This is a genomic window from Cellulosimicrobium sp. 4261 (assembly GCF_040546915.1).
Classification (GTDB): domain Bacteria; phylum Actinomycetota; class Actinomycetes; order Actinomycetales; family Cellulomonadaceae; genus Cellulosimicrobium; species Cellulosimicrobium cinnabarinum.
The window spans coordinates 98,820-112,712 of record NZ_JBEPOQ010000012.1 but is presented as its reverse complement, the minus strand read 5'-3'; the positions used below and the strand labels follow the sequence as shown (position 1 = coordinate 112,712).

Here is a 13,893-nt window from a genome sequence, read left to right as displayed (position 1 = left end):
CCTCGACCTGATCACTGAGGTCCGGCAATCAGAGCGATCGCGAGGTCACTTGCTCTGTCGCTCCATGGCCCTCATTAGGAGACACGCCCTAGGGCTCGTCCTGGTCCGGTGAGAGGTCGGGCAGGAGCACGTCCACCTCGGTCCCGACCCCCGGTTCGCTGGCGATGGACAGGCTCCCCCCGTGCGCGTCGACGATCGTCTGCACGAGCGACAGGCCGAGACCGACGCCCCGGACCCGCCGACGGACGGTCTCCCGGGTCCGGTAGAAGCGCTCGGTCAGGCGCGCGAGCTCATCCGCCGGGATGCCGGTGCCGTGGTCGACGACCCGGACGCGGACGCACCGGGCGGCATCCTGCGCGGGCTCGGCGGTGACGCTCACCCGCACCTGGCCGCCCCGCGTGCTGTGCTTCACGGCGTTCGTGAGCAGGTTCTCGACCACCTGGCCCAGCCGCTGCGCGTCGGAGAGCAGGCGGACCTCGGCGTCCCCGTCCTCGACGATCGCGACCCCGGCACGGGCCGCGACCGGTGCGGTGGACGCCACGGCCTCCCGGACCACCTCCACCACGTCCAGCTCCATCGGTACCAGGGCGAACGTCCCGGAGACCACCTGGGCGCTGGTGAGCAGGTCCTCCACCAGGGCCTGGAGCTGGTGCGCGTTGCGCTCCACGACCTGGAGATAGCGCTGCTGCTCGTCGTCCAGGCTCTCGGGCCGCATCCGGAGCAGGTCGACGTACCCGAGGATCGAGGCGAGCGGCGTGCGCAGCTCGTGGCTGACGAGGCCGATGAACGCGTCCTGCTCCTGCTCGTCCTCGTGGCGGCGCGTCACGTCGGTCGCCACGAACAGGTAGCCCGGCGGGAGCTCCGGCGCCGGCCCCGAGAGGGCGGGCCTGCGGGTCACGACCACCTCGAGCCGACGACTCGTACCGTCCGGCAGGGTGTGGTCGCGCTCGTGCACCTCGGTGCCGCCGTGCGCGGCGGCCCCGACGATCTCCGCGAGCGCCGACGGCGTGCCCCCCTCCTGGTCGCCCGCCTCGCCCGCCGCGGCCGATCCTCCGCCGAGGAGGCGGACGACGTCCGTCCCCACGAGCGTGCTCGCCGCCGTCCCGAGGAGACGTTCGGCGCCGGTGTTGGCGGAGACCACCGTGCCCGCGTCGTCGGTGGCCAGGAAGGCCTGCTCGGTAGCGGCGGCGAGGATGCTCGCGAGCGTGTCCCGCGAGTCGCGCAGACGTCGTGACGACGCGTCGAGGGCGTCGCGGGCGGCGGCCAGCTGGACGGCCTGGCCGCGCGCGAGCGTCACCATGCCGTGGATGCCGAGCGCGAGCGTCGCGAGGATCGAGAAGGTGACGACCGCGTGCAGGACGGGCTGGATCCGGCCGGTGTCCACGACGACCGGCACGAGGAGGACCAGACCCGCGCCCGCGAGCCCGACCGCGGGACCGGCCGAGCCCGGACGGAGCGCCAGGCTCGCGAGGGGGAGGACGAGGAGGATGTCGAGGGTCACCGCCTGGAGGCCCGCCCCGACGTCGAGCAGGCCGATCGCGAGCATCTGCGCGAGCGAGCAGGCGAAGCGCCATGAGACGGGCCACGTGTCCCACCGGCCGAGCGCGGCGACCACGAGGACGCCGACGGAGAGCACGACCGCCGCGACCAGCAGACCCGGACGGGCGGGCTCCACCATCCACCACAGCGAGGCCGCGGCGACCACCACGGAGAGCGTGATGGGCACCTGGCGCAGCGCGACGGCGTCCTCGTCCGCCCAGCCCAGGCGGAGGACCGGGTACCTCTCACCGAGCTCGGTCGGTCTGCTCACCGCCCGCCGGAGCCGTGCCCGGCGTCCGCCCCCTGCCCGTCGACCGCGGGAGCCGCCTGGACGACCTCCCCGCGGACGAGGGTCTCGCTGGCCCGGACCGTCTCCAACGGCTCGGCGTCGCGGGCGGGGCTGAACCTGGCCCAGTACCGCGCGGTCGCACGCACCACGTCGGGCTGCATGTACTCCCGGTGGCTCTGGGACGCGAAGGCGGCGAGCATGCTCAGCTTGGTGTCGACGAACCCGTCGACGTCGACGAAGCGGTTCGGCGCGAACTCGACGGTCGAGGACGGGCTCTGGAAGCACCAGAGCCCCGGGACCTCCCGCGCAGCGACCTGGACCGCCTCGTGCACGGCGCGGTGGTCCTGGTGGCGGTCGTGGATCCCGTGGGTGTAGATCCGCGTCGGGCGGACCTCCCGGACGACCTCCTCGATCGCGGTGATCATCCCCGCGGCGGGGTCCAGCCGCGTGTCGGGGAAGTCGAGGTGCACGAGGCGCGCACCGACGACCGCGGCCGCGGCGGCCGCCTCCGAGCGGCGGGCCGAGGTCTCGCCGCCGACCGCACCGCCGGAGAGGACGAGCGTCACGATCTCGTCCCCGGCGGCGGCGTGCGCGGCGAGCGTGGCACCCACCCCGATCTCGACGTCGTCCGGGTGCGCTCCGACGGCGAGCACCCGCTGCCGGGAGGAGGTGCGGGCCGCCCGGGTCCGCTGCGCGAGCTCGGTGGCGCGGCGGACGACCTCGGCGGCTGTCACCGGCTTGACGAGGAAGTCGTCCGCCGACTCGCGCAGCGCACCGATCGCGTGGTCCACGGTCGGGTACGCGGTGACGATCATGACGCGCACCGCCGGGTCGATCGCCCGGAGCTCGGGCAGGACCTCGAGCCCGGAACGGCCGGGCAGCTGGATGTCGCTGACGAGGACGTCGTACGACTGCCGTCGCAGCGCCTCGACGGCTCCCTCGGCGGTCTCGACCGTGTCGACGTGCATGCCGCCGTGACGCTCGAGCGCGATCCTCAGGAACTCGGCGGCGTCGAGGTCGTCCTCGATCACGAGCACCTGGTACTGGGATTCGGGCACGGTCCCCCCTGACTGCGGACTCGGTCCCATCGACGGTACGCGCCCCGGGACGACACCGCTCGTCACGGTCCCGGCGTGCGCGGCACGGGCACCCCGGGGCGCGGTCAGGGACGCCCGGCGTCGCCTCCCGCGGGCTCGACGACGACGGAGCGCACCGTCGCGAGTCGCCGGACCGCGCGCTCCAGGGCCCGCGTGCGGCGGGGCGTCGCGCGGAACGACACGACGATCCGCCCGGCCCGGCCGTCGCCGTCCACCGGCCCGGTGGCGAGCGAGTCGAAGCTCACGCCGCGCGTCGAGAACACCCCGGTGAGCGCGGTGAGCGTGCCCGGCTGGTCCAGACCGTGCACGGTCGCGACCCAGTCGCGCTCCGCACCGGCCGGGGTCGGCACGCGCTCCGCGACCGTCGTCCCGGTCGTGCCCGGGACGCCAGCCGTCCCGACCTGCGTGCCCGCCGCGCCCGACGAACCCTCCGCACCCGCCGCCGCGCTCGCCGTACCGCCCGCGGGCGACCCCGCGCTCGCCGACGCCGCGCTCGCCGACACCAGGCGATCGATCCCCCCGGCCGCCTGCACGAGCCGGCGCGCTTCGTCGTCGGGCAGCTCGTCGAGCAGGACGCGCGTCCACCCGCCCGGGCCGAGCACGACCGGGACGCCGAGGACGCCGCGCGACGGCACGCCGTCGTCCGAGGGAAGCCGTCCGTCGAGCTCGCCGTCGAGCGCGACCTGCCCCGCGACGACGATCTCGCGGCCGTCGAGGATCACCTCGAGGAGGTCGACGGTCGCGCTCGCGGTGCCCGCGGGGGTCTTCGCGCCGGACTGGTGGGTCATCCAGGGTCGCGTGACGAGCCGCAGGTCGGCGGGCCAGGTGTCGATGAGCTCGAACGCGGCGCCCATGTCCTGGCTCGCGACGCGCGCGAGCTCGTCCTTCGCCGCGGCGATCTCGCCGGGCAGGGCGCCGAGCGTGCGGCCGCGGCGTAGCGCGGCGACGGCGCGGGCCCGCTCGTCGGCGTCGAGCCCGCTCACCCGGACGGTCGACCACAGCGGGACGGCGTCCTCGCCGTGCTGGCCCCCCACGAACCCGCCGACCCGGTGCCGCCGCACGCCCAGCTCGACCGCGATCTCGCGCCGGAACCGCAGCGTGTCGAGCCAGGCCCCCATGCCGAGCACACGGTGCCGCCCGAGCCGTTCCGCCATGACCGCGACCCCGAGCTCCACGGGGTTCGTCACGACGATCACGACCTCGTGGCCCGAGCCGTGCCGCGCGATCGCGTCCGCGTACTCGGCGAGCACCGCGCCGTTCGTCGCGGCGAGCACGCGCCGGTCGGGGTCGGCGCCCGTGCGGGCCGGGGGAGTGAGGCCGGCGGCGACGACGATGACGTCGGCGGTCACGTCGTCGGGCGAGTGCGCGACGTCGAGGAGCGGCGCGTGCTCGTCGTACGCGTCGACGAGGTCGGCGCGCAGCCCGTGCACGGCGCGCCCCGACGCCCCGCCTGCCCGGCCGACGAGCTGGAGCCGCGCCGTCGGCGGGAGCACCCGCCGCTCGACGATCTGCGTGCACACCTGCCGGCCGACGTCGCCCGTCGCCCCCACCACCGCTACGTCCACCCTCGCAGGCTACGACGCCCCGGAGTCAGGCGAACGCGATCCCGCCCGCGGCGGCGACCATCTCGTCGAGCACGGCGGAGACCACGGGACGGGGCTCGTGCCGGGTCGCGCGGTGGCGCGCGACGAGGCGGCGCGAGCCGAGCCCGGGCAGCCCGACGACCGTGACGCCGTCGGGCACCTCGTCCGACGCGCCACCCTCCACGGCGAGCGCCGGGAGCATCGCGACGCCGAGCCCGGCCGCGACGAGCGAGAGCGCGACGTCGAAGTCGTAGTAGTTGTGCCGCGTGCGCAGGGTCCCGCCGAGCCCGCGCGACAGCCGCCGGAGCGCACGGGCCGCGGCGGTGCCGGGCTCGGGTCCCAGCCACACGGCGTCGCGCACGTCGTCGAGACGCGTGGGCGTCGGCATGCCGGCGGGGACGACGAGCCGCCACGGCTCGTCGAGCAGGACGATCTCGCGCGTGCCGCGCGGGGCGGGGGAGTCGGCCTCGTAGTCGCGCTCGAGGAGGACGACGTCGAGCTCGCCCGCGCGCAGGAGGCGCAGGGCCTCGGTGGGCTCGCGCTCCTGCACGTCGAGCTCGATCCCGGGGGCGGTCTCGGCGAGCCGCCCGGCGACGGGCGCGACGACGGCGCGGATCGCCGTCTGGAAGGAGCCGACGGCGACGCGCCCGCTCACCTCGTCGCCGAGCGCGGCGAGCGCCTTGCGGGCCTCGACGAGCTCGGTCTCGATGCGCTCGGCGGTCTCGGCGAGCACGCGACCGGCGGGCGTGAGGGTCACGCCGCGCGGTCCGCGGTCGAGCACGACGACCCCCTCCTCGGCCTCGAGCCGCTGGATCTGCTGCGAGACCGCGGACGGGGTGACGTGCAGGAGATCCGCTGCCGCGAGGATGCCTCCACCACGGTGCACGGCAAGGAGGAAACCAAGTCTGCGTGGGTCCGTCGCCATGTAGAGATGCTAAACACCCGGTGCAGAATCCTTCGATTGTGCTGAACCGCGGAAGGCCTCACACTTGTCGTGGCGCCGGTCGGTTACCTCCTCCTCCTTACGGGTCGGCGCCCGAGCTTCGCACCACCCGCGCCACCAGCCATCGGCCCGGAGCGCACAGCCACCGCAGCGTCGCGGTACCCCCCTCCACCCCTTCTTCGTCACCGGAGTACCGCTGTGCCTGTCACCCTCGACGCGATCGTCATGTTCCTCGGCTGGATCGGTGCCGCCGCCGGCGTCGTCGCCTACGCGATGGTCAGCCGTGGCCGCTGGGCGCCGTCGTCCGCCCCGTTCCAGCTCACCAACCTCACCGCCGCGGGCCTCATGGGCATGGTCGCCGCGGCCAACGGCGTGTGGCCGTCCGTCGCCGCGAACCTCGTGTGGGTGCTCATCGGCGCCCAGGCGATCGTCGTCATCGTGCGGGCGCGGCGTGCGCGCCGTCGCGCGCTCGACGAGGCCGCCGCCCTCACCGCGTCCGCCCCTGCGGCGGTCGCCGTGCGCGCCGACGGCGAGCCCGCGCCCCAGGAGGTCGGGCTCGCCGCCTGACGGCCGCCCGCCCCCGCCCGGCACGGCTGCCCGACCCCGCTCGGCGCGGCCGCCCGACCCTGCTCAGCGCGGAGCGCCGGGCGCCGGCTCCAGGACGACGTCCACCACGACCGCACGGTGGTCGGACAGCCCCGTGTCGACGGCCGTCGCGGGCCCGAGGGCCCGGACGGTCGGGCCGCCGGGCAGGCCGTCGGCGAGCACGTGGTCGATCTGCCGCACGGGCCGGTCGACGGGGTGCGTGAGCACGTCGGCGAGCGAGGTGAACCCGGTGATCTCCGCGGGCTCCGGCGCGCGCAGGTTGAGGTCGCCCAGCAGCACGAGCGGGCGCGGGAGCGGCGCGCAGGCTCCCGTGAAGGCCCGGAGCTGGTCCGCGGTGAACTCGGGGCGCGACGTCGTGTGCGCGGTCACGACGGTGAGCGGCCCCCACGGCGTGCGGACGGCCGCGGCGAGCGCGGCGCGCGGCTCGTCGGGCACCACCCGGAAGGGCAGCAGGCGCGCGGCCCCCGTCGCGGTCCCCGGCCGGCGCCGCCGCACGCGCGACCGCCACGGCATCCGGTCGAGCTCGAGGCGCGACCACCGCTCGACGGAGAACCTGCTGACGAGACCGATCCCGTAGGACGCGACGCCCGGGACGCGCCGCACGCCCGACCCCGGCCGCCCCGCGCGCACCCACGCACCGGAGACGCCACGGAGCGTGGGGGACAGGTGCCGGTGCTCGGCGCTCAGCGCCTCCGCCGCGACGGCGACGAGGTCGGCGCGGTGCGAGCGGGGCGAGTCGCGCTCGACCTCCTGGAGGGCGAGCACGTCGGCGTCGAGATACGCGACGGCGCGCGCGAACCGCTCGACGTCGACCGTCCCGTCGAGCGCGGCGCCGTGCAGCGTGTTGAAGGTCGCGAGGCGCAGGGCGCCGTCCGGGCGCGGGGGCAGCGGTCCGTCGTTCAGGTCACGGGAGTCGTGGGGCACCGGACGATCCTCGCGCGGGCCGCGGACCGTCGCGACCAGGGCGGGGTCCCCGGGCGCGGGGGACGTCGTCGGGCCGCGCGCCGCCCGGGCCGCGTCAGAGGGTGCGGCGCCAGGCGGCGATGCGCTCGACCGCTTCGGCGACCGTGCTCGGGGCCGCGGCGAACGACAGCCGGACCCAGTCCCCGCCGCGGACGCCGTCGAAGTCGGTGCCGGGGGTGAGCGCGACGCCCGCCTCGGCGAGCAGGCGCGCGCACCACGTCACGGAGTCCAGGCCGTCCCCGGAGACGTCGGCGTAGACGTAGAACGCGCCGTCGGCGGGCGCGACGCGCGACCACCCGAGGTCGTCGAGCCGGGAGAGCACGAGCTCGCGCGACGCCGCGTACCGCGCGACGTTCTCGGCCGCGGCGGCGTACCCCTCGGGGGAGAACGCGGCGACGCCCGCGTGCTGCGCGAGCGCGGGCGGTGACAGCGCGACGTTCCCGGCGAGGGCGTCGACCGGCCCCACGAGCTCGTCGGGCAGCACGAGCCACCCGAGGCGCCACCCCGTCATCGCCCAGTACTTCGAGAACGAGTTGACGACGACGGCGCCGTCGGGCACGTACCGCGCCGCCGTCGGCAGCGCGGCGGCCGGGCCGTCCGCGCCGTCCCCGTAGACGATGCCGTGGTAGATCTCGTCGCTCACGAGGCGCACCTCGTGGTCGGTGCACCACGCCGCGACGGCGTCGAGCTCGGCGGGCAGGATCATCGTCCCCGTCGGGTTCGCGGGGCTCGCGACGACGAGCCCGTCGAGGCCGCCGTCGTAGTACGCCTCCATGAGCTGCGACACCGTGGGCTGGTAGCGCGTCTCCGGGCCGCAGTCGAGCTCGACGACCTCGCAGCCCAGCGCGCGCAGGATGTTCTTGTACGCGGGGTAGCCGGGGCGTGCGAGCGCGACGCGGTCGCCGACGTCGAAGGCCGCGAGGAACGCGAGGAGGAACCCGCCGGACGACCCGGTCGTCACCGCGACGCGCGCCGGGTCGATCTCGACGCCGTACCAGCGGTCGTAGTGCTCGGCGATCGCGCGCCGCAGCGTGGGCACCCCGAGCGACTCGGTGTAGCCGAGGTCGCCGTGCTCGAGCAGCTCGATCGCACGCCGCCGCACGACGTCCGACGCCCCGGTCGACGGCTCGCCCGCGCAGAGGTTGAGCACGGACGCGCCCGCGTCGCGCAGCCGGTTCGCCTCGGCGAGGACCTCCATCACCGCGAACGGCGGCACGTGGGAGCGGCGTGAGACCTTCATCGACCCGGGCATGAGCCCATCATGCCCGGGTCATCCGTTCGGCGGACGTCGGCCGGCCGCGCACCGGGGTGTCGGTCGTCCGGCCGACGCGCCGTGCCCGACGCCCGGGGTCGGATGGGGCCATGACGACCGACGACGCCTGGCGCGACGGCCCCGAGGACCGGGAGGACGACGACCGCGGCGACCACGGTGACCGACGGGACGGCGCCGCGACCTTCCGCCCCGTCCGCGGGTGGGCGGTGCTGTGGCGCAGCGCGTTCGGGCTCCGGCACGGCGGCCACGAGTTCGTCGTGGCCGTGGACTTCCTCGACTGGGACGAGCGCATCCGGCTGTACCGGGACGGTCGGCTCGTCGACGAGCAGCGCTCGCGCGCCCGGTTCGACCTCGGGGGCGCGACGCTGGAGGCGAGGATGGGCACCTACGGGATGCGGTACGTGCGCGTCGTGGACGCGGTCGGCACCGTGCACGACGTCCCCCCGCTGCCCGGGACCGCCGAGGCCTGGCGCGACCGCATGGACCGCGAGCGCCCGACGGCGAGCCGCGCCGTGGGCGTGACGGCGTGGGTCGTGCTCGCGGTCGCGCTCGTCACGCAGGTGCCGCAGCTGCTCGCGCTGGCTTCGGAGATCACGGGGTGGACGCCGCCCTTCGTCCCGGACCTCCCGAGCCCGGTGAACACGATCCTCACCGTGGGCGGCGTGCTCGCCGCGCTCGACCGGGCCCTGCGCCGCCGGTATCACCCGCTCCTCGACGGCTGATCCCCCGCTCGTCCTGCGGGGCGGCGGCTGCCTACGCTGGCGGGGACGACGAGGGAGGTGCTCGTGTTCCGACGACGTTCCCGGACCCCGGACGACCCGGTCCGGCGTGCCGCGCAGTACCGGGTCGACCGGGAGGCGGCACGCGAGGCCGCGCAGCAGGAGGCGTCCGACGACGAGCCCGCGATCCCTGACCCGGCGCGCGCACCGGGCGGGTCGCGCACGACGGACGAGCCGGCCGGGGCGCGCGACGACGACCTCCCGGCCGTAGGTCCGCGTCGCGTACGACCCGAGGACCGGGCGATGTACGTCGACACGGTGATCGACCAGGCTGTCCGGCGCGGCGAGTTCGACGACCTCCCGCTCGCGGGCAAGCCGATCCCCGGGCTCACGGGGACGCACGACCCGGATTGGTGGCTCAAGGCCGTGATCGAGCGCGAGCAGCTCACCGGGCTCGGGCCCCCGGCCATGCTCCTCAAGCGCGAGGACCGCGAGCTCGACGACCGCCTCGACCGGGAGCTCGACGAGCGGGCGGTCCGCGAGATCCTCGCGGACTTCAACGCGCGCGTCGTCGACGCCCGCCGCCAGCTGCTCGGCGGGCCGCCCGTCGTGACGCCGACGCGCGACGTCGAGCACGAGGTCGCGCGCTGGCGCGCCCGCCGCACCGCCCGCTGACCACCGGGCGGGCGGCCGTCGTCGGGCCCGCCTAGGGTCGGCGGCATGGCCGACTGGCAGCCCGACGTCCTGGGCGACGACTACGAGCAGCTCATGCTCCCGCTCGCGCCCGACGAGGAGGGCGACGTCGTCGCGACGCTCGTGCGGCGCCGACGCCCGGGCCCCGACCCGTACCTCGACGTGCTGTACGTGCACGGCTGGTCCGACTACTTCTTCCAGACCGGGCTCGCCGACTTCTGGGAGGCGCACGGCGCGCGGTTCCACGCGCTCGACCTGCGCAAGTACGGCCGCAGCCTGCGGCCCGGCCAGACGCCCGGGTACGTCGCCGACCTCGCCACGTACGACGAGGACATCGAGGCCGCGCTCGGGGCGATGGGCCACCGGGGCGACGGGCGCTCCTCGCGCGAGGTCGTGCTCATGGGTCACTCGACCGGCGGCCTCACGCTGAGCCTGTGGCTCGCGCGCCACCCGGGGCGCGCGGCGGCGCTCGTCCTCAACAGCCCGTGGCTGGAGTTCCAGACGCGCGAGGTCGGCCGCCTCCTGCTCGAGCCCGTGATCGGCGCACGCGCCCGGCTCACGCCCACGCGCCCGCTCCCGAACGTCGACCTCGGCTTCTACACGCGCTCCGTGAGCAAGGAGTTCGACGGCGAGTGGTCCTACGACCTCGCGTGGCGTCCCCAGCACGGCTTCCGGACGACGCCCGCGTGGCTGTCCGCCGTCTTCCGCGGGCAGCAGACCGTCGCGCGCGGCCTCGGGATCGGCGCGCCGGTGCTCGTCCTGCTCTCGGCCCGGAGCACGCTGCTGCCGCGGTGGACGCCGGAGATGATGCACACCGACACGGCGATCGACGTGGACGGCGTCGCGCAGCGCTCGGTCCAGCTCGGCGACCTCGTCACGGTCGCGCGCCTCGACGGCGCCCTGCACGACGTCGTCCTCTCCTCCCGGCCGGTGCGCGCGCTCGCGTACGGGCGCATCGCGCAGTGGGTCGGCGCGTACCTGCCGCGCCCGGCCCCCGTCACGCCCCCCGTGCCCGACGCCGTCGCCCCCTCTCCCCGCGTCGCGCCGCGCGCGACGGGGGGCGTGGCGCGCGCGCTCGGCCGGCTCGGTGCCGGGGTGCGGCGCGCCGGACGGTCCGTCGCGCGGTCCGTGGGGACCGCCGTCGGGACGTTGCGCGGGCGGACGCGCCGCCGGTGACGCTCAACGACACCCGATGACACCTCCCCTCGCCGACCGCACGACACCCAGGAGAGACGCATGACGCTGCCCCCCGCCCCGTTCACGACCCCCGGCGGCACAGTTCCCGCCGAGCGCCCCGCCCGTCGTCGACCGCGGTGGCTGGTCCCGCTCGTCGTCGTGCTCGCGCTGGTCCTCGTCGCCGCGGTCGCGCTGGTCGCCTCCCTCGTGCTGGGACCCGACCGCCAGCGCCGGGCGAACATCGCTGCCGTGTCGACGGCGTTCGACGAGTGCGACCTCGGTGGCTCGGGCGCGACCGTCGACCGCGAGAACGGCTCCGTCAGCTTCGGCGCGGTGGGATCGTCGTTCGGCCCCTCCTGGGGCCACGTCGAGTGCCTCACCGACGCGCTGGGGATGCCCGAGGGATACCTCACGGAGCTGCAGGAGCCCGGGGAGAGCGTCGACACGGAGGAGTACCGGTGGGACACCTACATGGTGCTGCGGCTGCGGAGCGGGACCGAGACCCGCGTCTCCGTCTACCACGACTGGTGGGCGCCGGCGTACGAGCGCTGACCTGATCCACCGACCCCGGGAAGCGGCGCGGACCGCGGGCCGCGCGCGGACCGGTCCCCCCGCAGGGGGACGGCGCCGGGGCCGGCGTCGCACCGTCGGGGGATCCCCCGGACGACGCGGCGGCGCTACCGTCGGCGACGTCGTGCGTGGCGTCGTCAGCTGAAGGAGCGGTTCGAGTGTTTCGCGAGGTCCCCGTCCTCCCCGTCGTGATCCCGCTGGGAGCGGTGGTCCTCGCGCTCCTGCTGTGGCGCCTGCACCGGACCGGCCGGCTGACCGTGCCCCGCGCCGCCGTCGCGCTCGCGCTCGCCGTCTACGCGGCCGGGGTCGTGGCGAACACGGTGTTCCCGATCTTCCTCGACAAGCCGGTGACCAGCGCCCCGTGGGACGCCCACCTGGTCCTCGTGCCTCTCGTGGACTACGAGGTCGCCGACGCGCTGACGAACGTCCTCGTGTTCGTGCCGCTGGGCATGCTCGTGCCGCTCCTCCTGACGCGGACGTCGTGGTGGCGCGTCGTCCTCGCGGCGGCGGCCTTCAGCCTCGCGATCGAGGTCACCCAGTACGTCACCGCGCACCTGCTGGGTGGGGGCCACATCGCGGACGCCAGCGACCTGCTCTTCAACGTCGTGGGCGGCGTGCTCGGCCTCGCGCTGTTCACCGTGCTGTCCCGCGTCCCCGCGCTCGACGCGTTCTTCGACCGCTTCCGCTGGTCCGCGGCGCCGCGGCCGGGCGGGTCGCGCGGGTCGCGCCTCGACGGGACCGAAGCCGGTCGCGCGCGCTCAGCCGTCGAGCGCTGAGCGCACGAGGTCGACGATCCCGTCGGCCGCGGCCTCGACCTCGGCGAGGCAGTCCTCGAAGTCCTGCTGCCCGCCGTACCAGGGGTCGGCGATGTCGAGCACGTGCTCGGACCCGCCCGGCTCGACGCGCGGCGCGGCCGGGTCGAACGAGCGGTACAGGCGCACCGGCGCCGACGCGTCGAGCCGCCGCAGCGCCCGCGCGTGCTGGGCGGTCATCGCGAGCACGAGGTCGCGGGCGGCGAGGTCGCCCGCGCGCACCTGCCGCGCCCGGTGCGTCCCGTCGACGACGTACCCGTGCTCGGCCAGGACGGCGCGCGCCCGGCGGTCGATCGGGTTCCCCCGCTCCTCGTCGCTGATCCCGGTCGAGTCCACGACGACGCGGTCGTTGAGCCCGGCCGCCTCGAAGCGGTCGCGCAGCACCACCTCGGCCATGGGGGAGCGGCAGATGTTGCCGGTGCAGACGGTCATGACGCGGTAGGGCCCGGGGCGGGTCTCGGCACTGGACATGGCCCCATTCTGCGCGAGTCGTGACCTTTCCTCCCGTCCGGGTCGGGCGTCCTGCGTGTCCTGACGCCCCGCCCGGACCGTCGTCGGGCGGCCGGTGACCTGGGCGCCTACCGTGAGGAGATGATGATCGGGGCGGGGTCGGGGCGGGTCGCCGTGACGGGCGCGAGCGGGCTCCTGGGGTCGAAGCTCGCGTTCCGGCTCGCCGCCGAGGGTGCGCCGCAGCGCCTGGTGGTGCGCGACGCCGCCCGCGCGCCCAGCCTGGGCGACGACCCGTTGCCCGAGTCGGACGTCGCCGTCGTCTCCGGGTACACGGACACGCGGGGCATGGTCGAGGCGTTCACGGGGGTGGACACGGTGCTGCTCGTGTCCGCGCGCGAGGACGTCGACCGCGTCGCGCAGCACCGCGCGGCCGTGGACGCGGCCGTCGCGGCGGGCGTCCACCGCATCGTCTACGTGTCGTTCGTGGGCGCCGCCCCGGACGCCGTGTTCACGTTCGCGCGCGACCACTGGCGCACCGAGGAGTACATCCGCGCCACCGGCGTGCGGCACACGTTCCTGCGCGACAACCTCTACCACCGCGGGCTCGCGCTCATGGTGGGCGACGACGGCGTGATCCGCGGCCCCGCGGGCGACGGGCGCGTCGCGTCGGTGTCGCACGACGACATCGCCGACGTCGCGACCGTCGTGCTGCTCGACGCCGACGCGCACCGTCACGACGGCGTCACCTACGACGTCACGGGCCCCGAGGCGCTCACGCTCGCCGAGGTCGCGGCCGAGCTGTCGTCGGCCACCGGGCGCGAGATCACGTACCACCCGGAGACCGTCGACGAGGCGTACGCCTCACGCGACCGGTACGGGGCGCCGCGGTTCGAGGTGGACGGGTGGGTGTCGTCGTACACGGCGATCGCCGCGGGCGAGCTCGCGCACGTGAGCGACACCGTCCCGCGGCTCGTCGAGCGGCCCGCCCAGTCGTTCGCCGCGTGGCTCGACGACTACCCCGAGGAGTGGGCGCACCTGCGTCCCGCCTGACGCCCGTCCTGCGCACGAGATCGGCCCACGCGTCCGACGTCGACCCTCGGAGGGCCGACCGGGCGACCGGCAGGTCGATCTCGGCGGTTCCACGCCGTGGGCGAAAACCCCTGGCGTGGCCGCGGGAGGC

14 protein-coding genes are annotated in these 13,893 nt (G+C 75.8%); 7 read left to right on the top strand and 7 right to left on the bottom strand.

Annotated features, from left to right (window positions below; genetic code table 11):
* Window positions 1-88 precede the first annotated feature (88 nt).
* From ABIE39_RS14860 to ABIE39_RS14845, 4 genes are all read right to left on the bottom strand, one after another.
* Window positions 89-1,810: a sensor histidine kinase gene (locus ABIE39_RS14860; protein WP_074804115.1), complete on the bottom strand. Its 1,722-nt coding sequence runs from the start codon at window positions 1,808-1,810 to the stop codon at window positions 89-91.
* Window positions 1,807-2,886, bottom strand: a complete 1,080-nt coding sequence (locus ABIE39_RS14855; protein ID WP_074804112.1) for a PIG-L family deacetylase — start codon at window positions 2,884-2,886, stop codon at window positions 1,807-1,809. Before ABIE39_RS14855 ends, ABIE39_RS14860 begins: the two co-directional genes overlap by 4 nt.
* A gap of 104 nt (window positions 2,887-2,990) precedes the next feature.
* The gene (locus ABIE39_RS14850) at window positions 2,991-4,490 is read right to left on the bottom strand and encodes a lactate/malate family dehydrogenase (protein WP_074804108.1); all 1,500 of its coding nucleotides are present in this window, start codon (window positions 4,488-4,490) and stop codon (window positions 2,991-2,993) included.
* 25 nt (window positions 4,491-4,515) lie between these two features.
* Window positions 4,516-5,433 carry a LysR family transcriptional regulator gene (locus ABIE39_RS14845; RefSeq protein WP_074804106.1) on the bottom strand — a complete coding sequence of 306 codons (918 nt, stop codon included), beginning with the start codon at window positions 5,431-5,433 and terminating at the stop codon, window positions 4,516-4,518.
* 216 nt (window positions 5,434-5,649) lie between these two features.
* Here ABIE39_RS14845 and ABIE39_RS14840 point away from each other — a divergent pair, with 216 nt between their 5' ends.
* The gene (locus ABIE39_RS14840) at window positions 5,650-6,018 is read left to right on the top strand and encodes a CBU_0592 family membrane protein (RefSeq protein WP_074804104.1); all 369 of its coding nucleotides are present in this window, start codon (window positions 5,650-5,652) and stop codon (window positions 6,016-6,018) included.
* A gap of 63 nt (window positions 6,019-6,081) precedes the next feature.
* Here ABIE39_RS14840 and ABIE39_RS14835 read toward each other — a convergent pair whose 3' ends face one another.
* Window positions 6,082-6,981 carry an endonuclease/exonuclease/phosphatase family protein gene (locus ABIE39_RS14835; protein ID WP_255437299.1) on the bottom strand — a complete coding sequence of 300 codons (900 nt, stop codon included), beginning with the start codon at window positions 6,979-6,981 and terminating at the stop codon, window positions 6,082-6,084.
* 94 nt (window positions 6,982-7,075) lie between these two features.
* The gene (locus tag ABIE39_RS14830; protein ID WP_074804408.1) at window positions 7,076-8,260 is read right to left on the bottom strand and encodes an aminotransferase class I/II-fold pyridoxal phosphate-dependent enzyme; all 1,185 of its coding nucleotides are present in this window, start codon (window positions 8,258-8,260) and stop codon (window positions 7,076-7,078) included.
* A gap of 122 nt (window positions 8,261-8,382) precedes the next feature.
* Between ABIE39_RS14830 and ABIE39_RS14825 the strand changes: the two genes are divergently transcribed.
* The 5 genes from ABIE39_RS14825 to ABIE39_RS14805 all read left to right on the top strand — a co-directional run bounded on the left by ABIE39_RS14825 (window position 8,383) and on the right by ABIE39_RS14805 (window position 12,227).
* Window positions 8,383-9,015, top strand: coding sequence for a hypothetical protein (locus ABIE39_RS14825; RefSeq protein WP_354052351.1), 633 nt, complete (start codon window positions 8,383-8,385; stop codon window positions 9,013-9,015).
* 63 nt (window positions 9,016-9,078) lie between these two features.
* Window positions 9,079-9,687, top strand: a complete 609-nt coding sequence (locus ABIE39_RS14820; RefSeq protein ID WP_354052349.1) for a DnaJ family domain-containing protein — start codon at window positions 9,079-9,081, stop codon at window positions 9,685-9,687.
* Between the two features lie 45 nt (window positions 9,688-9,732).
* A complete protein-coding gene (locus ABIE39_RS14815; protein ID WP_175009389.1) occupies window positions 9,733-10,881 on the top strand; it encodes an alpha/beta fold hydrolase in 1,149 nt (382 codons plus the stop codon).
* A gap of 60 nt (window positions 10,882-10,941) precedes the next feature.
* Window positions 10,942-11,433 (top strand): hypothetical protein, encoded by a 492-nt coding sequence (locus ABIE39_RS14810; protein WP_175009390.1) that lies wholly within the window; start codon window positions 10,942-10,944, stop codon window positions 11,431-11,433.
* 176 nt (window positions 11,434-11,609) lie between these two features.
* Window positions 11,610-12,227 carry a VanZ family protein gene (locus ABIE39_RS14805; protein ID WP_175009391.1) on the top strand — a complete coding sequence of 206 codons (618 nt, stop codon included), beginning with the start codon at window positions 11,610-11,612 and terminating at the stop codon, window positions 12,225-12,227.
* Here the strand turns inward: ABIE39_RS14805 and ABIE39_RS14800 are convergent.
* Window positions 12,210-12,734 carry a low molecular weight protein-tyrosine-phosphatase gene (locus tag ABIE39_RS14800; RefSeq protein WP_255437301.1) on the bottom strand — a complete coding sequence of 175 codons (525 nt, stop codon included), beginning with the start codon at window positions 12,732-12,734 and terminating at the stop codon, window positions 12,210-12,212. The genes ABIE39_RS14805 and ABIE39_RS14800 overlap by 18 nt on opposite strands.
* Before the next feature lie 120 nt (window positions 12,735-12,854).
* On the opposite strand from ABIE39_RS14800, the gene ABIE39_RS14795 reads away from it, so the two are divergent.
* Complete coding sequence (locus tag ABIE39_RS14795) at window positions 12,855-13,763, top strand: SDR family oxidoreductase (protein ID WP_209829385.1); 909 nt, start codon at window positions 12,855-12,857, stop codon at window positions 13,761-13,763.
* Window positions 13,764-13,893: the final 130 nt, after the last annotated feature.

What these genes read in the sequence shown, in the direction of transcription:
- ABIE39_RS14845 (WP_074804106.1), bottom strand. Translation starts at nt 5,433, where the DNA reads ATGGCGACGGACCCACGCAGACTTGGTTTCCTCCTTGCCGTGCACCGT.
- ABIE39_RS14830 (WP_074804408.1), bottom strand. Translation starts at nt 8,260, where the DNA reads ATGAAGGTCTCACGCCGCTCCCACGTGCCGCCGTTCGCGGTGATGGAG.
- ABIE39_RS14825 (WP_354052351.1), top strand. Translation starts at nt 8,383, where the DNA reads ATGACGACCGACGACGCCTGGCGCGACGGCCCCGAGGACCGGGAGGAC.
- ABIE39_RS14815 (WP_175009389.1), top strand. Translation starts at nt 9,733, where the DNA reads ATGGCCGACTGGCAGCCCGACGTCCTGGGCGACGACTACGAGCAGCTC.
- ABIE39_RS14810 (WP_175009390.1), top strand. Translation starts at nt 10,942, where the DNA reads ATGACGCTGCCCCCCGCCCCGTTCACGACCCCCGGCGGCACAGTTCCC.
- ABIE39_RS14800 (WP_255437301.1), bottom strand. Translation starts at nt 12,734, where the DNA reads ATGTCCAGTGCCGAGACCCGCCCCGGGCCCTACCGCGTCATGACCGTC.
- ABIE39_RS14795 (WP_209829385.1), top strand. Translation starts at nt 12,855, where the DNA reads ATGATGATCGGGGCGGGGTCGGGGCGGGTCGCCGTGACGGGCGCGAGC.